This window comes from Bacillus sp. EB V-12, from assembly GCF_056158125.1.
Map to the genome: position 1 here is coordinate 861,264 of NZ_JBUXJL010000001.1, position 18,979 is coordinate 880,242.

General features: G+C 33.3%; 13 protein-coding genes. 9 read left to right on the forward strand and 4 right to left on the reverse strand.

Going from position 1 to position 18,979, the window contains the following annotated elements; translation table 11 throughout:
• Position 1 precedes the first annotated feature (1 nt).
• The 4 genes from ACZDYH_RS04550 to mutL all read left to right on the forward strand — a co-directional run bounded on the left by ACZDYH_RS04550 (position 2) and on the right by mutL (position 5,905).
• Positions 2-433, forward strand: coding sequence for a YlbF/YmcA family competence regulator (locus ACZDYH_RS04550; RefSeq protein ID WP_000870461.1), 432 nt, complete (start codon positions 2-4; stop codon positions 431-433).
• Between the two features lie 124 nt (positions 434-557).
• The gene (cotE, locus tag ACZDYH_RS04555; protein WP_001288799.1) at positions 558-1,100 is read left to right on the forward strand and encodes an outer spore coat protein CotE; all 543 of its coding nucleotides are present in this window, start codon (positions 558-560) and stop codon (positions 1,098-1,100) included.
• A 180-nt stretch (positions 1,101-1,280) separates the two neighbouring features.
• A complete protein-coding gene (gene mutS / locus ACZDYH_RS04560) occupies positions 1,281-3,953 on the forward strand; it encodes a DNA mismatch repair protein MutS (RefSeq protein ID WP_000196026.1) in 2,673 nt (890 codons plus the stop codon).
• Positions 3,954-3,961: 8 nt separating this feature from the next.
• Positions 3,962-5,905, forward strand: coding sequence for a DNA mismatch repair endonuclease MutL (mutL, locus tag ACZDYH_RS04565; protein WP_000516465.1), 1,944 nt, complete (start codon positions 3,962-3,964; stop codon positions 5,903-5,905).
• Positions 5,906-6,168: 263 nt separating this feature from the next.
• Here mutL and ACZDYH_RS04570 read toward each other — a convergent pair whose 3' ends face one another.
• Entirely contained in the window at positions 6,169-6,354 is a 186-nt protein-coding gene (locus tag ACZDYH_RS04570) for a hypothetical protein (protein WP_000461138.1), read from the reverse strand.
• Positions 6,355-6,858: 504 nt separating this feature from the next.
• Between ACZDYH_RS04570 and ACZDYH_RS04575 the strand changes: the two genes are divergently transcribed.
• On the forward strand, positions 6,859-9,642 hold the full coding sequence (locus ACZDYH_RS04575) for a dynamin family protein (RefSeq protein WP_434712604.1): 2,784 nt from the start codon (positions 6,859-6,861) through the stop codon (positions 9,640-9,642).
• Between the two features lie 67 nt (positions 9,643-9,709).
• Here the strand turns inward: ACZDYH_RS04575 and ACZDYH_RS04580 are convergent, their stop codons facing one another.
• From ACZDYH_RS04580 to ACZDYH_RS04590, 3 genes are all read right to left on the reverse strand, one after another.
• Positions 9,710-11,629: an LTA synthase family protein gene (locus ACZDYH_RS04580; protein ID WP_006922163.1), complete on the reverse strand. Its 1,920-nt coding sequence runs from the start codon at positions 11,627-11,629 to the stop codon at positions 9,710-9,712.
• Positions 11,630-12,127: 498 nt separating this feature from the next.
• Entirely contained in the window at positions 12,128-13,465 is a 1,338-nt protein-coding gene (locus tag ACZDYH_RS04585; protein WP_000272403.1) for an NAD(P)/FAD-dependent oxidoreductase, read from the reverse strand.
• Between the two features lie 265 nt (positions 13,466-13,730).
• Positions 13,731-14,528, reverse strand: coding sequence for a cell wall hydrolase (locus tag ACZDYH_RS04590; RefSeq protein WP_016123271.1), 798 nt, complete (start codon positions 14,526-14,528; stop codon positions 13,731-13,733).
• Positions 14,529-14,819: 291 nt separating this feature from the next.
• On the opposite strand from ACZDYH_RS04590, the gene ACZDYH_RS04595 reads away from it, so the two are divergent.
• From ACZDYH_RS04595 to bshB2, 4 genes are all read left to right on the forward strand, one after another.
• Positions 14,820-16,661, forward strand: coding sequence for a S8 family peptidase (locus ACZDYH_RS04595; RefSeq protein ID WP_016123270.1), 1,842 nt, complete (start codon positions 14,820-14,822; stop codon positions 16,659-16,661).
• Positions 16,662-16,840: 179 nt separating this feature from the next.
• A complete protein-coding gene (gene plcA / locus ACZDYH_RS04600; RefSeq protein WP_000066288.1) occupies positions 16,841-17,830 on the forward strand; it encodes a phosphatidylinositol diacylglycerol-lyase in 990 nt (329 codons plus the stop codon).
• A gap of 211 nt (positions 17,831-18,041) precedes the next feature.
• Complete coding sequence (locus ACZDYH_RS04605) at positions 18,042-18,233, forward strand: hypothetical protein (protein ID WP_000006467.1); 192 nt, start codon at positions 18,042-18,044, stop codon at positions 18,231-18,233.
• Positions 18,234-18,286: 53 nt separating this feature from the next.
• The gene (gene bshB2, locus ACZDYH_RS04610; protein WP_042867561.1) at positions 18,287-18,967 is read left to right on the forward strand and encodes a bacillithiol biosynthesis deacetylase BshB2; all 681 of its coding nucleotides are present in this window, start codon (positions 18,287-18,289) and stop codon (positions 18,965-18,967) included.
• The last annotated feature ends 12 nt before the right edge of the window (positions 18,968-18,979 follow it).

Below are 18,979 nucleotides of genomic sequence, written 5' to 3' on the forward strand. Positions count from 1 at the left end.
GATGAAAGTATATTCGAAAGATGACATTGTTGAACAAGCGAAAGAATTAGCAAAAATGATTTCTGAAACAGAAGAAGTTGATTTTTTTAAGAAAGCAGAGGCGCAAATTCATAAAAATGAAAATGTAAAGCGCGCAATCGATGAAATTAAAGCACTGCAAAAACAAGCAGTAAACTTGCAACATTACGGGAAATGGGAAGCTTTAAAAAAGGTAGAAGCTGAAATTGATGCATTGCAAGATAAGTTAGACAGTATTCCAGTCGTACAACAATTTAAATCTTCACAAACATACGTAAATGACTTATTACAGTTAGTTGCTAGTACAATTTCTAACAACGTAACAGATGAAATATTAATTTCAACTGGTGGTGATGTACTAAAGGGTGAAACTGGCGCAGCGGTAGAAAGTAAAAAAGGAAATTGTGGTTGTTAAAGAGATGTCATATTGACATCTCTTTTTTTGTGGATTAAACGTAAGGTCTTCTCAAAAAAAGAATGACACATTCCGCTATTGTCACGCATATGATTAAGTGAATAGTGATTGAGGAGGGTTACGAATGTCCGAATTTAGAGAGATTATTACAAAAGCAGTGGTTGGAAAAGGACGTAAGTATACAAAGTCAACGCATACATGTGAATCGAATAATGAGCCAACAAGTATTTTAGGGTGCTGGGTAATTAACCACTCGTACGAAGCAAGAAAGAATGGAAAACATGTGGAAATTGAAGGTTTCTATGATGTGAACACTTGGTATTCATTTGATGGAAATACAAAGACTGAAGTTGTAACAGAACGTGTGAACTACACGGACGAAGTAAGTATTGGTTATCGTGATAAAAACTTTTCTGGTGACGATTTAGAAATTATTGCTCGTGTTATTCAGCCGCCAAATTGTTTAGAAGCACTTGTATCACCAAATGGTAATAAAATTGTTGTAACTGTAGAACGTGAATTTGTAACAGAAGTAGTTGGAGAAACGAAAATTTGTGTAAGTGTAAATCCTGAAGGCTGCGTAGAATCAGATGATGATTTCCAAATTGCTGATGATGAATTTGAAGAATTAGATCCGAACTTTATCGTTGATGCAGAAGAAGAGTAATAGAAAGCTAGGGAGAAGTTCTTCCTAGCTTTTTACTTTATATAAGTGGCGCTGAATGAACATGATTCTTTATGAAATATGTTATAATGAAGAAAGACTCCTGAAATAGGAGATAAGAGTGTCCGTGAAATGCGACATATATGAAAATAGATTATCATGTAAGAATTATGGAGGAAAAGTATGACTCAATATACGCCTATGATACAGCAATATTTAAAGGTTAAGGCAGATTATCAAGATGCCTTTTTATTTTTTCGCTTAGGCGATTTTTATGAAATGTTCTTTGAGGATGCTGTTAAAGCAGCCCATGAACTTGAAATTACATTAACGAGCCGAGATGGCGGTAGTAGTGAACGTATACCAATGTGCGGTGTACCATATCATGCGGCTAAAAACTATATTGAACAACTTGTTGAAAAAGGATATAAAGTAGCTGTTTGTGAGCAAGTAGAAGATCCGAAAACAGCTAAAGGTGTAGTACGTCGTGAAGTAGTACAATTAATTACGCCAGGAACGATGATGGAAGGGCGTACAATTGATGAGAAAGAAAACAACTTCTTAGCCGCATTAACACATTTTGAAGATGGATCATATGCATTAGCTTGTAACGACTTAACGACTGGACAAAATACAGTAACGTTACTGACTGGTTCAGTAGAAGATATTTTATTAGAAGTGTATGCAACTGGTTCGAAAGAAATTGTTGTTGATTCTTCATTTTCTAAAGATGAACTAAACAAGTTAACTGAAACATTGAAAATGACGATTTCGTATGAAGATGCAACGGCAATTCCGGAAGGATTAGAACATCTTGTGAAAAATGTTTCACAAGCAAAATTAATTAAAGCAGTTGGACGTTTATTTAACTATGTAATAAGAACGCAAAAACGTTCTTTAGATCATTTGCAACCAGTAGAAATTTATTATACGAATCAATTTATGAAAATTGATGTACATTCAAAGCGAAATTTAGAACTGACAGAAACACTTCGGACGAAAGAAAAAACAGGATCACTATTATGGTTATTGGACAAGACGAAAACAGCTATGGGTGGTCGTATGTTAAAACAGTGGATGGAACGTCCACTTATACAGAAAGAAAGAATTGAAGAGCGTTTAGAAATGGTTGAAACGTTTGTAAATGATTACTTCTTACGTGAAGATTTAAAAGAAAAGTTAAAAGAAGTATATGATTTAGAACGCTTAGCAGGAAAAGTTGCATTTGGTAACGTAAATGCAAGAGACTTATTACAATTAAGACGTTCATTACTTCAAGTGCCAGCTATTTTAGAAGCAATTAGTTTGTTAGATAACGCTTATGCATCGAGATTAATTCAAGGTGCAGATCCATGTGAAAGCTTAACAGAATTACTAGGAAGAAGTATTCAAGAAAACCCACCGCTTTCAATTAAAGATGGAGATATTATTAAAGATGGTTATAATGACAAGCTTGATCAATATCGTTACGTGAGTAAAAACGGGAAAACGTGGATTGCTGAGCTTGAAAAAAGAGAACGTGATATTACTGGAATTAAATCGTTAAAAATCGGATACAACCGTATTTTCGGTTACTACATTGAAGTAACGAAAGCGAATCTTGCAGCACTTCCAGAAGGTCGCTATGAACGTAAACAGACGCTTGCTAATGCTGAACGTTTCATTACAGATGAACTGAAAGAAAAAGAAACGTTAATCTTGGAAGCTGAAGAAAAAATCGTACAGCTAGAATACGATTTATTTACAGCACTTCGTGAAGAAGTAAAAGTATTTATTCCGAAATTACAACATTTAGCGAAAGTAATTAGTGAATTAGACGTACTGCAAAGTTTTGCGACAGTTAGTGAAGAAGAACAGTTTGTAAAACCTGTACTGACAACGAAGCGCGAAATCTTTATTAAAGATGGTCGTCATCCTGTCGTTGAAAAAGTATTGAACGGGAAATTGTATGTACCGAATGATTGTATTATGCCAGAGAATATGGATGTCTTTTTAATTACAGGGCCGAACATGTCTGGTAAAAGTACGTATATGAGACAATTAGCACTTGTAACGGTTATGTCGCAAATCGGTTGTTTCGTACCAGCAACAGAAGCAGTATTACCTGTATTTGATCAAATCTTTACGAGAATTGGTGCAGCGGATGATTTAATATCAGGTCAAAGTACATTTATGGTCGAAATGTTAGAAGCGAAAAATGCAATTGCAAACGCATCAGAAAGAAGTTTAATTTTATTCGATGAAATTGGACGCGGTACATCTACCTATGATGGTATGGCACTTGCACAAGCAATTATTGAACATATTCATGACCAAATTGGTGCAAAAACGTTATTCTCTACGCATTATCACGAATTAACGGTGTTAGAAGAGAGTTTAGATCAACTGAAAAATGTACACGTTTCAGCAATTGAAGAGAATGGAAAAGTAGTATTCCTTCATAAAATTCAAGACGGGGCAGCAGATAAAAGTTACGGAATTCACGTTGCGCAACTTGCAGAGCTTCCAGATAGCTTAATCGCCCGCGCGAAAGAAGTGTTAGCACAGCTAGAAGGACAGGAAGAAATTATTATTCCAAAACGAGTAGAAGTGAAAGTACAAGAAGCTGCTCCAGAACCTGTAGTTGTAAAAGAGGAAATAGCAGAAATACAGGAAACGAAAGTAGAGACTGAAGAAGAATCGCAACTATCTTTCTTTGGAGGAGAACAGTCTTCGAAGAAACAAGACAAACCTCTGCTAGATCAAAAAGAAACAGCAGTATTGGCGCAAATTAAAAAAATCGATTTACTTGATATGACACCTTTAGAAGCGATGAACGAATTGTATCGCTTACAGAAAAAGTTAAAGAAAGGATGAGTAAGTAGATGGGGAAAATTCGCAAACTCGATGACCAACTCTCTAACTTAATTGCGGCAGGGGAAGTAGTAGAGCGCCCTGCTTCAGTCGTAAAAGAACTTGTGGAAAATTCTATCGATGCGAATAGTACATCTATTGAAATCCACTTAGAAGAAGCTGGGTTATCGAAAATTCGTATCATTGATAACGGTGATGGTATTGCAGAAGAAGACTGTATCGTCGCTTTTGAACGCCATGCGACGAGTAAAATTAAAGATGAAAACGATCTGTTTCGCATAAGAACACTCGGTTTCCGCGGTGAGGCATTGCCGAGTATTGCCTCTGTTAGTGAATTAGAATTAATTACTAGCACAGGTGATGCGCCTGGTACACACCTCATAATTAAAGGTGGAGACATTATAAAGCAAGAGAAGACTGCGAGCCGAAAAGGAACAGATATTACAGTACAAAACTTATTCTTTAATACACCAGCGCGTCTTAAATATATGAAAACCATTCATACGGAGCTCGGGAATATTACAGATATCGTGTATCGTATTGCAATGTCACATCCAGAAGTATCGTTAAAACTGTTTCATAATGAAAAGAAATTGCTTCATACATCAGGTAACGGTGATGTAAGACAAGTACTTGCATCGATTTACAGTATTCAAGTTGCGAAGAAGCTTGTTCCAATTGAAGCTGAATCTTTAGACTTTACAATTAAAGGCTATGTAACATTACCAGAAGTAACGAGAGCATCTCGTAATTATATGTCAACGATCGTAAATGGTCGTTACGTTCGAAACTTTGTACTAATGAAAGCAATTCAGCAAGGATACCATACATTACTGCCAGTCGGCCGGTATCCAATTGGCTTCTTATCGATTGAAATGGATCCAATGCTAGTTGACGTTAACGTACATCCAGCGAAGTTAGAGGTTCGTTTTAGTAAAGAACAAGAATTGCTAAAGCTGATCGAAGAAACATTGCAAGCTGCATTTAAAAAAATACAGCTCATTCCAGATGCAGGCGTAACAACGAAGAAAAAAGAAAAAGACGAAAGTGTGCAAGAACAGTTCCAGTTTGAGCATGCGAAGCCGAAAGAACCATCTATGCCGGACATTGTTTTACCAACTGGCATGGATGCAAAACAAGAAGAACCGCAGGCTGTGAAACAGCCACCACAACTGTGGCAACCGCCGAAACAAGAATGGCAACCACCACAGTCGCTCATAAGAGAAGAACAAAGTTGGCAACCATCCACTAAACCGATAATCGAAGAACCAATTCAAGAAGAGAAATCGTGGGACAGTAATGAAGAGGATTTTGAACTAGAGGAATTAGAAGAAGAAGTTCGGGAAATAAAAGAGATTGAAATGAACGGGAATGACTTACCACCACTTTATCCAATTGGACAAATGCATGGAACATATATTTTCGCTCAAAATGATAAAGGCTTATATATGATTGACCAGCATGCCGCGCAGGAACGTATTAATTATGAATACTTCCGTGATAAAGTAGGAAGGGTAGCGCAAGAAGTACAAGAGTTACTTGTACCGTACCGTATTGATCTATCTCTTACTGAATTTTTACGTGTCGAAGAACAGTTAGAAGAACTAAAAAAAGTTGGGCTATTTTTAGAACAATTCGGCCATCAATCCTTTATCGTCCGCTCGCATCCAACATGGTTCCCGAAAGGACAAGAAACAGAAATTATCGATGAAATGATGGAGCAAGTTGTTAAACTAAAAAAAGTGGATATTAAAAAGTTACGTGAAGAAGCAGCTATCATGATGAGCTGTAAAGCATCCATTAAAGCGAATCAATATTTAACGAACGATCAAATATTTGCCTTACTGGAAGAATTACGTACAACAACAAACCCATACACATGCCCACACGGAAGACCGATTCTTGTGCATCATTCTACTTATGAGTTGGAGAAGATGTTTAAGAGGGTTATGTAGAGTGAATAAATTATATTTCAAAAGGGAGCAACATTTACTGTTGCTCCCTTTTCATATGTAGATTTAATAGTTAAACGAGAATATGGTGGAGTAATTTTACAGTTTATTTCTTGGTTGTGTTAGCTTAAATTTATCTATGTATAAAAAAGCGCTGTATACAGCACTTTTTAAAATGTGCATGAATTGTATCATTACTAACTAAATAACTATGCATGGCCAAATGTTGCTTCTTATTTGGCTAATTGTTATAAAGGTCTATACAATTACTTATTTTTATTATTATTAATTTTTTCAGTGTATAGAACTTGCTCTTTATAGTGCTTCTTAATTGGGAAGTTATGTGTACCTGTGCCGTTCTTGAATTTTTTATCAATGGGGTTCTTTAGAGGAACTGTTGTAGTTTCAGTAAATTCATATGGGTAATTTATTTTAGATTTATCTTCAAACATGAAAATGCCTCCTTTTAGGATCTCCTAAATTCTTTACTATAACATGATATGCATATAGATATTTTTTGGACTAGTTATTTATATAGGTTAATGGAATTTAATTACATAACTACTGAAACATTTTAAAGGAAAACAATTTGAGAAAGAAATGGTATGAATAGCTGTTGGCTCCTATTGTTGTTTTTTTGTTTGACAGCACAGTGAATTATGTATATAAATTCAGTATAGATTGTTTTTATAATATGGTTTATATGGGATTTTCCTGATAATATAATGTGGAATATTATAGTGTTATTAGGTTATTAGGAACATTTAATGCTGTTTCATAACTGAAAGGGAATTGAAAAAAAACTGAAACTTTTCTCATAAAAATTCAATCTAACTTGAAAAATGAAAGGAAAATGAAATTTTCCAAAAGATATTCTTTGTTAAGATAAAAAGCATACATACAAAAAGTATTGACATATCTTAAAAATGTATTTTCAAGATATAGTGGGGGAAAAGATGAGATTAGAAAAACAATTAATAAAAAAGATGTATTATGAAACATTCCTAATGGAGAATGCAACAAAACCAACTCTTGACGTACTTGGACAAGCTTATGTAAACGAAGAAAAAAATGAGATTTCTGATGGGTCTTATATTCGTTTTGCACAAGGTGAATTTTATTATCGTCATCAAGATTTTGAAGCAGCTATTTTTAAATGGGAGAAGGTTAGTAATGAATTAGCACCATGGGCACAAAAAAATATTGCGGATGCTTATTTCGAACTGAATCAGTTATCATTTGCTGAAAATATTTATACTTCTATTACTACTGATAATAAAATATTGATGACCGAAATTAGACTACAATTACTTTCTCTTTACATTGAGCAAAATAATTTTGACTCAGCTTTCGGTGTTATTAAAGAAGCAGTTTCTTTAAATCCTGATTATCCGAATGTCACAAAAATTGCCCGTTCCTTTTATGAGGAACAGCAAGATTTTGATAGTGCAGTAGAGCTTGCTGTGAATGAGTTAATTCGCATAGAATCGTATCCTTGGTTTGAGGTGTTAAAAGGATATATCGATAAAGGGTTTACTAAACATATTTCACCAGACTATTTTTATGATGCATTAGCTACATTAAATAATGTAGATCAAGTACAATTTACGCAAATGGTTTCATCACTCTGGAACAGTTATAAAAATGAAAAAAATTACTTATTGTGGCTTAACACAATAAATGAATTTTTCTTACATATTGAAATACATTCGTCCGATATATGGAACAAAGTTTCTGCTCTTTACGAAGAAACGTACTTTGCATTAATTCAAGGTCAATATACGCTTAGACAATTAAACGATATCATTCCAAATCTGTTAGCAAATTGGTTAAAGGTAGTCAATCCATCTTATGCTGTATTTCCATCTGCAGCTGTATTGGCATGGGATGAGATTTTCCCTTCCAAAATAGATTCAGCAAATATAGAACATGCGGAAAACTTACTGTCACATTCTATTAATCATGTAAATGGCTTAGATTACAGCTTACACCTTTTTGAATCTATTACACAGTGGGCACAAAAGCAGAATATAGAAATAGGTCACCGATTTAAATGGTTAGTTGACGAGCTCGCAGATTTAAGAACAAATCGTATTTTAGTAACGGGAACTTCAGGGAGCGGAAAAACTACATTTATTAACTCTATATTAGGAGAAAATATATTAGAAAAATCAATTTCAAATGTAGTAGTTTTAAAAAATGATGCTCATATAGAAATAAACGCTATAACAGACTCAGCAATTACAACAACGGAAGATGTCTCTGATTACCATAATATGATGTCTCAGCACTATCAAACATATAGAGATAGAGCGTGTGTTGAATTTAAATTACCATGTAGATTTTTAAATGAAAATAAACTTACATTTGTAGTGACACCTGGCTTTAATAGGAATAACGACACTAGAGATGAGATATTCGAATATTTAAATTCTGTAGACGAATTACTGTTCGTATTGAATGCGGATTCACCTTTTACTGATAAAGAACGTGACATTCTATTAAGTATTCAAGAGCATACGCCAAATTTACAAATTCATTTCTTATTAAATAAAATCGATAACATTTACAGTGAAGCAGAAGTGAAAAGGGTATTACATGATACGGCAACGAGAATAAACACATATTTCCCGTATGCGAGAATTGTCCCTTATTCCTCGTTATATACAAGTAGTCAACAATTAAATGATTTAACTGAGTTTATTCATTTTAACTTTAATCATAAAAATATCGATGCAGAACGTACTGAAAAGTTATTATTTTTCATTCGAAAAACAATTACATATCTTTTGGATAAACGTGTTGAGAAAGAAAATAATCTGGTGGATGCTATTAATTGGAATGAAGATATGCTAGTGAAACTAAACGGTAGCATTAATAACCTTACTACATTTGAGAGGGAAAAAATTCATTTCATTACACAATCATATCGTTCAATGAAGACTGAAATTACAAATGATCTTACTGAAAATATTCCGAAGATATTAAAGAGCTGTTCTAATTTAATTAGTGAAGAAAGTGATTTCGGGCACATGGATACGGAACTAAATAAAGCAATGAATGAAAGAGTGCATAAATATTTAGAACAAACTGTGTTACCTAATCTGGCTCTTTCTATGCAAAATTGGATTGCAACTTCTAATAATGAGCTTCTTCAAAGTCAAACGTATTTAGAAGAACTTAGTGAAGGGCTTAATTCACTATTTGGAGAAAATAGAATACAGTTAGAATGTGACTTTAAAGTACTTGATGACTGGCGCAGAGATACTGACAGGATGACGACTAGAATACAAATGGATGAAGTAAATATTTTACGTCGATTTACGCCAGCACAATTTTTACTGAAAAGTGCCGGTAAATTATTTGGAGTTCTTCCTAAAAATAAATCTATGCTATATAACAAATACAAACAGTATGTAGAAAATGAAGATTATACTGAAGTAACGGCTTCTATTATGAAGAAATTTTTCTTGCAATTTGAGCTGTTTGAAAACACACAAGAGCGAGATATTAATATATTCTTTAGGAATCCATTTAACTCCTTAAAGCAAGCTGTAGAAAACACGCATTTAGAAATACAAGAAAAACAAGAGATATTACATAAGATGAAATCAAATCCTGAAATCTATCACGATTCTATCATGCTCTTTGAATTGAGATTGCGTCAATGTGAAGTGATTTTAAATATAGGTGATGATAATACTTTTGCGGATGTAGTTTTAGAAACAAACGTAGAATAAAAAACCTGATGTGTTATAAGAAAGTAAAAAGGAGCAACTGTAATAAGTTGCTCCTTTTTCATATAGATTATTTTTCTGTTTCTTTAATTTTAGTTTGTACTTCGCCAGTTTTAATTTTATTACTTTCTGAGAAACGTAATAAATCGCCTTCAATAATTTTGTCAGACATTCGTAATTCATTTTGTGCACGTTTAATGAGGGCTTGAGCTTCTTTTTTTGGTAAATCTACAATTTCACCTGTTATACGGTCGTAGAAAGTGTTGTTTTTGTATGCATACTTATCTGTAACGAAGCTACCATCACGTAAAACAACAAAGCCAGTATATTCATCTGAAAACATATCATGGCCAAAACGGATATCATTCGTAGAATCAACACCTAATAAATTTAGAATAGTAGGTTTCATATCGATTTGTCCCGTAGGCTTTGAAATAGTTTGACCTTCTGTTTGTCCAGGAATATGAATATATAAAGGTGTACGTTGTAAATTTAAAGTATCAAATTCTGTTATTTGATCTTTTTCTAAAAACTGTGCCATTGCACGATTATGTTTTTCGGAAATGCCATAATGATCACCGTATAACACAATAATAGAATTATCGTAAAGCCCCTCGGCCTTTAGACGTTCAATAAATTTTTTAATGGATTCGTCTAAGTAACGTGCTGTTACGATGTAACGATCAAATACGCCATTACCAGAGTTGTATGGTTCAATGAATTTTGTATCTTCATCATACGTAAATGGATAATGGTTTGTTAAAGTAAGGAAACGAGCATAGAATGGTTGATTAACAGTTTTTAATATATCTACTGATTGATCAAAGTATTCGATATCTTTTAATCCCCAATTTAAATTTGTTTCTGGCGTGATTTTGTAATCAAGTTCATTATAGTAACGGTCATAACCAAGAGTGGAGTACATAATATTACGATTCCAAAATGTTGCGTTATTCGCATGAAATACAGAAGTGAAATAACCTTGCTGACGTAAAATTTCTGGAGTTGCAGTATAATCATTGTTACCGTGTGTAAAGAATACAGCTCCTCGATTTAATGGATACAACGACGTATCGATTAGAAATTCAGAATCAGATGTTTTCCCTTGACCAGTTTGATGGAAAAAGTTATCAAAGTAATAACTTTCATTTATGAATTCATTTAGGAATGGTGTAACTTCTTGCCCGTTCACTGATGCGCCTATTAAGAAGGTCTGCAAGGATTCAAGAGTGACGACAATTACGTTTTTTCCTTTCGCTGCACCAAACATATTAGGGTTTGGCTCGCTTTGATTTGCTTTTACGTAGTTTTCAGTTTCTTGTAATTTACTACTATCAGCAAGTGCTTTTTGTGACCCAGCTTTTACTTGCAGTGTTAAGTCATATACTTGGTGAGTATATAAGCCTAAATTTTTGACAAGCATGACTCGGTCGAATGATCTTGTTAATAATTCAGGGCGCTCTTTTTCTGCAAGATGTAGATTCGCAAAGAATACACCAATCGTTAAAAGAAAGTATAACAAGCGCGTAGAATGAGTTACACGTTCTGTTTTAAAGACCAATGATTTCTTTTTTAATAAAATAAAGAAGAAAACAATGTCTACGAATGCGAGTATAATTTTGTAGTTTAATATTTCTATAATACTGCCGCCTAATTGGCCAAAGTTTGAGGTTTGTCCAAGTACTGGTAATGTAACGAAATCATTATAAAAATCATAGAACATTACATTTCCAACAAGCACGATTGTTAATAAGAAATTAATACAGAGCGCTATATAATTTCGCTTTTCACCAGTTGCAAATAATGCTAATCCAACAAATGCTAATGATGCGGCTAGAGGGCTAATAAACAAAATGAGCTCTTGCGTCGAAGACTCGATTTTTAAATCAAAACTGAATCGCGTAATAAGATATGTTTTTAACCATACTGCTAAACCCATTATTATAACAAAACTTATATTTTGTATTTGTAAATTTATTTTGTTCTTCATTTTTACACCTTCTTTATATAATTTATTTAACTAAAGTTATATATTATGTTTTTATAACTATTAGAGTGTGATGAACCATTTAGATTTTGTTTTCTAAAGGGAATAATTTGAAGTATTCATATATATAATGGGGTTTTTTAAAGCGTAGTAGCATAAATATAACTCTTTTTGAGAAACGGGCAGAACAAGTCATAGTTGTAGTGAAATTGACTTATAGACATCCTACCATATTAAACACTATGATGATGTTACAAAATATCGAACAAATAAAAGTGAAAATGGATAGAGACTTTTAAAACGGTTGACATTCAATTTATTAGAATTGAATGTCAATCGTTTTAAATATACAGTTATATTACATATGTATTTTGTAAAATCAAAATCTTTTGTCTGTTAATCATTAGCCGTGAAGGGTAGGGGACTTATTAATATACTTTTACTATATAAGTAAAGTGTTTTGAAATTGAAAATATTTGATTGACATCTTAATGATAAAAATTAAATGTCAGATAAGTACTTTCCAACATACAGACCACTTGCAGCTGCTTGAGATAATGAATGCGTAACGCCTGAACAATCTCCAATTAAAAATAGCCCATGTACACTAGTTTCAAAATGATTATTAATTTTTATCGTAGGAGCATAGAACTTTCCATCAATTCCATATAGTAAAGTATGTTGATCGATAGGCTCTTGTATAAATTGTTCTAAACGTAATAAAAATTCTTTTAGCCCTTCAATATATAATTGAGGAATTTCTTGATTCAAATCTCCATAATCTCCCTGTAGTGTAGGTTGTATACGATTATGTTCCATGCTGTTTTCCACCGTAGGTTGTTTCTTTAGTAAGTCCTCTAAGCGCTGTATAACAATCCGATCTCGTCCTTGGTTAATGCCTTGAATAATTGAACTTGCGTATACATTTGCTTCTTTGAGAGTTGGAAAATAGCGAGGAATAAATAAAGTGAAATTTAAGTTAGAAGTGCCAGTTCCTTGCTCTCGAAAATTTTGACCGTCAGGCATAACTAAACCTTCTTCGTACTTTCGAATGATGCGTCCTTTTGGATTCATACAGTAAGTAGTTGCTATGAAATGCTCACCTTGATAAGAAAGTTTTGTTTCAAAAGTATCTTTTAATATAGAGCGTAATTGATGTTCTTTCATTTCTACTCTAATTCCTAAATCTACACGTGTTTGCTCCTGAGAAATATTTAGGGAACTGCACATTTCTTTTAACCAATCGGCTCCAGAGCGCCCAGTTGCTAATACTAGTTGCTTAGTTTGAACTGTTCCTTGATTTGTCTCTATTGTAAAATGATCTTCCTGTTTCAGAATATGTTGTACATCTATATGAAATTGGATCTTTATTTTCGTCAGTAAAAATTCATAGAGCTGCTGAAAAATGTTACTGGAAAGTGTAGTACCAAGATGTCTTACTTCTGTTGTTAGCATTTGTAAACCACACGCTTCAGCTCTCTTAGTGAGACTTGAATTTTCAGTAGAATATTTTGAAACCGAACTTCCACCAAACTGACATAGAATTTCATCTACTTCAGCCATGAGTTGTATAAAACCCTCTTTACCGACTTTTTTCTCAAGTTCTCCGCCAAATCCGTTTGTATAATTAAATTTCCCTTCAGATTTGCCTAAACCACCAAACCCGAAATATTTATCACATGTAGTACAATTGCACACTTTTCCTTCGTCTAAAGGACAATGGCGATCTTCTAGCGCTTTACCTTTATCAAGAATTAAAACTTTTTTGTTACTTTTAGCTAGTGAATAAGCCATAAAAATGCTACTTACTCCAGCGCCGATAATCGTAACATCATACATATTCTTCCACCTGCTAACGAATAGTTTGTTTTTTATTTTTCTAGTGTATAACAATTTTATGAAGTTAAGAAATAGCTTTTATTAATAAAGTGGGAGTTTTTGAACTTGATGCTTTATTAATTTCTACGAGTGGTGGAGTAAATACAAAAATTTTTATTTGAAAGAAAAAATAGTTTGAAAAATAACTATGTCATATGATTAATAACATCTTACATAGAAAAAAACAGACCTTTTAAGTGAAGAGGTCTGTTAATGATTTTAAATCTTATTTAGCAAACACATGGTTACCAATTACTGCTACTGTTTGACGTGTCGTAATCCACTTGTCTGTTGATGTTTTTGGATTGTAGAAATAAAGCCAGTCAGAATGTACTCCATTTGTGGAGATAGCCTCTTCTACAGCCATTTTTGCTTCTGCGCTTGCAGGCTGATTAATTCTTCCATCTGTAACAGGAGTAAATGCATATCCGTATTTAATAGGTTCATAAATAACGCCTGTTATTGTATTTGGAAAACCTTTTGCATTTACACGATTTAGTATAACTTTCGCTACTGCTACTTTTCCTTTATACGATTCGCCACCTGCTTCAGCAGTAACTAAGCGTGCCATTAAGTTTTTTTCTTTTTGTGAAATGGTTGAGTTGATTTTTAAATGTTGTCCTGTATAAAGCTTGTTTCCGACTGTATTGTTCATTTGTTTTATAGATTGGACAGTGACATTGTAACGCCTTGCTATCGTTTCTAATGAATCTCCCGGTTGTACTTGATAAATAATTTGTCCAGAAATGTTCGCTGGCTTGGCGTTTTGAGGAACAGTGATTTCATTTGATTTCACGGACCCTGGAATATGTAACTGTTCGCCAATAAAGGTTTGATCGTTTCCTTTATTATTAGCCTGTTTAATGGATTGTATTGAAACTCCGTATTGTTTACTAATGCCCCAAAGTGTATCGTTCTTTTTTACTGTATGAATGGTAGAAGCTTCAGCTGTGCTTTGACTACATACGAATGTAATTGCAGCTGCAGATAAAGGGATTATATGTTTTAGTTTTAGTAATTTCATTGTAAATCCTCCTAAGAAAAAATTAAGGTGAAACTATTAAGTAATGTAGTTTGAAATGTATATATGCGTAATATATTAATGTAAGTATATTAGCACATATAAAATAAATAATCACTATAAGTTTCATATTCGTGTAGTGTAGAGTCCGAATATGAAATATTGCATATGAAAATACATTGAAGTTCATATTTCTGATTACTATAATCTATTTAGTAGAAAGGGAATACGTTATAGAAATAAAATCATTATAGATTAATATAATAATTAATTATTAATAGGAGGATTAATGCAATGAAAATATTTCAAAAAATGTGTGCGTCAACTGTAATCATTACAGCACTTTTAGGAACAGGAGGTACTATCAATAGTGTACATGCTGATTCTATAGAACAGCAGATTAAATCAGGGATAGAACAAGAAACAGATAAGCAAATCATTGTAAAATTTAAAGCGGATTTGGATTTGCCATATGAAGATGGTATTGAAAAACAAATACAATCTCAAACGAATGATAAAGTAATAAAAGATCTTTTGACAGAATATCCAGATGTAACATTTACTCGTTTATTCACATCTGTAAGCCCGGAACAAATACAAAACCTTGAAGTGAAAGCACCTAATCATGTATCTACAAGTTTATTAAACTACTATATTCTTCAAAATCAAAATAGTGGGTATGAAGAAGAAATAGTAGATAAGTTAAAGGCATCTTCTTTAATAGAAGATGCATATATGAAGAGAAAAGAGAAAATAATGCCACCTGAAGTGCAATCATCAAGTGTAGCTCTTAATCCTAGTAACAATCCTAGATTTAAAAAGCAAGGTTATCTTGAAGCGGCCCCATACGGTATTAATGCGCCTTTCGCCTGGGAAATTCAAGGCGGTAATGGAAATGGTATCACTTTTGTTGATATGGAATACGGATGGCTATTAAATCATGAGGATTTATTACATCAAAATATTGAATTAATGTCTGGAAGAAATATAGATCAGCATGTCGGTCATGGGACGTCTGTACTAGGAATTGTATCCTCTGAGGACAATGAAGTCGGGAATATTGGGATTGCGCCAAAAGCGAAAGCAAAGGTTATCTCTCAAATAAGAGATAACGGACAGTATAATACGGCTGATGCAATATTAAGCGCTGTAAATCAGTTAGAAGCTGGGGATGTTTTATTGTTAGAGGCGCAAGCATCTTTCGATGGATATGGTGATAAATATTTACCTGTTGAAGTACAACCAGATATCTTTGATGCAATTCGTGCTGGTACAGATAAAGGGATTGTAATTATAGAGGCTGGAGCAAATGGGTGGAATGATTTAGACCAGTTCAAAGATAGAAAAGGTAAGCAAGTCTTAAATCGTAATAGTAAAGATTTTAAAGATTCGGGTGCAATTATGGTAGGCGCTGGCTCTTCATCTTTCCCTCATGAACGTATGTGGTTTTCGAATTATGGAAGCCGTATTGATGTGTACGGATGGGGAGAAAATGTAGATACAACTACAGCTGAACAAAGTAGAAGTGCTGTAAATCTTTATACTTCAAGCTTTAGCGGAACATCTAGTGCTTCGCCAATTATTGCTGGGGCAGCGACTTTAGTACAAAGCATTGCTAAAGAAAATTTAGGACAACCATATAGACCTAGTGAACTAAGAGCAATATTAAGCAACCAGAGCACAGGAACAAAATCTAAAGATCCATATGCAGATAAAATTGGTGTTTTACCAGATTTGAAGTCTATACTAGTAAACTTAGGCTATGAACAAAGAAAACCAAACGGTGGGAATGAATTACAAGTAACAGAAAATGAACCAAATAATGAGCCTAGACAGGCAAATAAAGTTAACTTTCATACACCGGTGAAAGGAACGCTACATAATAGTGATAGAGTAGATGTATTTACTTTCCAAATTGACTCGCCGGAAAATATTAATATTTCTTTACTAAATGAACAAAATATCGGAATGACATGGGTACTTCATCATGAATCAGATTTAAATAACTATGTAGCATATGGTGAAAATGAAGGCAATGTAGTTAAAGGAACTTATAATGCAAAGCCAGGTAAATATTATTTATACGTCTATAAATATGAGAATAAAGATGGTTCATACGTATTGAACATAAAATAAGTAAAAGGAACTTCAGATGAAGTTCCTTTAAATTTTTCTAATTTAGTATATGTGAATGATTTTTTAACTTTACTTCTATGCAATATTTCATATTGATGAAATGTTATTTATTTTTTCTGAACTAGCTTATATTATATTCAATAAGTTTGATATAAAAACAGAAAAAGAGAGGGATAATAATGAGCAATAAGAAGTTAATTTTGAAATTATTCATATGTAGTACAATATTTATCACATTTGTATTTGCTTTACATGATAAGCAAGTAGTTGCAGCTAGCTCTGTTAATGAGCTTGAAAATTGGTCGAAATGGATGCAACCTATACCTGATAATATCCCGTTAGCACGAATTTCAATTCCAGGAACACACGATAGTGGGACGTTCAAGTTGCAAAATCCGATTAAGCAAGTATGGGGAATGACGCAAGAATATGATTTTCGCTATCAAATGGACCATGGAGCTCGCATTTTTGATATAAGAGGACGTTTAACAGATGATAATACGATAGTTCTTCATCATGGGCCATTATATCTTTATGTAACACTGCATGAATTCATAAACGAAGCGAAACAATTTTTAAGAGATAATCCGAGTGAAACGATTATTATGTCCTTAAAAAAAGAGTATGAGGATATGAAAGGGGCAGAAGATTCATTTAGTAGTACGTTTGAAAAAAATTATTTTGTTGATCCTATCTTTTTAAAAACAGAAGGAAATATAAAACTTGGAGATGCTCGTGGGAAAATTGTACTACTAAAAAGATATAGTGGTAGTAATGAATCTGGAGGATATAATAATTTTTATTGGCCGGATAATGAGACGTTTACCACAACTGTAAATCAAAATGTAAATGTAACAGTACAAGATAAATATAAAGTGAGTTATGATGAGAAAGTAAAATCTATTAAAGATACAATGAATGAAACGATGAACAATAGTGAGGATTTAAATCATCTATATATAAATTTTACAAGCTTGTCTTCTGGTGGTACAGCATGGAATAGTCCATATTACTATGCCTCTTATATAAATCCTGAAATTGCAAACCATATAAAACAAAAGAATCCTGCGAGAGTAGGCTGGGTAATTCAAGACTACATAAATGAAAAGTGGTCACCATTATTGTATCAAGAAGTTATAAGAGCGAATAAGTCATTAATAAAAGAATAAAGATGATGAGAGTGAGAAGCGATAAAATATATCGCTTCTTTTTATTTTTAAAGTGGATGAGTAAAAAAACACGAAAGTGGTTGGTCCGCTTTTTACAAACATCTATTATGATAAGAGAAGAAAGGTAGTATGTTATCAACGTTTTAAAGAGGAAGGTTTTTATGTAAGTTCTTTAATTAAAATAGATGGGTCTTAGAGAGGTGAAAAGACAATGAGTTTTGCAATTTCACTAGTCGTTATTATTGTAATTGTATCGCTATTTGGGACTGTACTAGTTGCAAGAAACGTGGAGGAGAATTACGGAAAGTCTACAAAGAGAAATGTGAAAAACTTATCAACTATTTATATTATCCTTCTTTTTGTACTACTTGTTGGAGTAACGTGGTATGCAGTAGTGATTTAATAGTTTTTAAAGAAAAAGGTTAATATTGTGTATGATGGAGGAAGATGATTTTGATAAAAAATGAACGTCACGTTTTAATTGTTTTTCCGCATCCAGATGATGAGTCATATTGCGTGGCGGGTACAATTTTAGCTTATGTCCAGCGGAATGTTCCTCTAACTTATGTTTGCTTAACGTTAGGTGAAATGGGGAGAGCGATGGGAAATCCTCCTTTTGCAACACGTGAATCATTATATGCTATAAGAGAGAAAGAACTAAAGAGGGCTACAAATATTTTAGGTATTAAAGATTTACGTATGATGGGATATCGTGATAAGACCCTTGAATTTGAAATTCCTGGAGAGTTAAGACGTGTAATACAAAAATGTGTAGAAGAATTGAATCCTTCATTGGTCATTTCTTTTTATCCGGGATATGCAGTTCATCCAGATCATGATGCAACAGGAGAAGCGGTGGCTGCGGCTTTAGCTACTATTCAGGAAAATAAAAGACCAACGTTTTATGCGGTAGCTTTTTCAAATAATCATGAAGTGGAAATAGGTCCGCCACATTTTAAAAATGAAGTGAAAGAATATGTTCCAAAAAAGCTAGAAGCATTGCAAGCACATGCATCACAGTTTACGACTAAAGTAACAGAACTAAAAAGAGAGTATGAAGATGGTGTACCGGAAACAGTCGAGTGGTTAGAAAGAGAACCGTTTTGGATATATTCATTCAAAGATAAAAATAAGTGATGCTACAGCTGA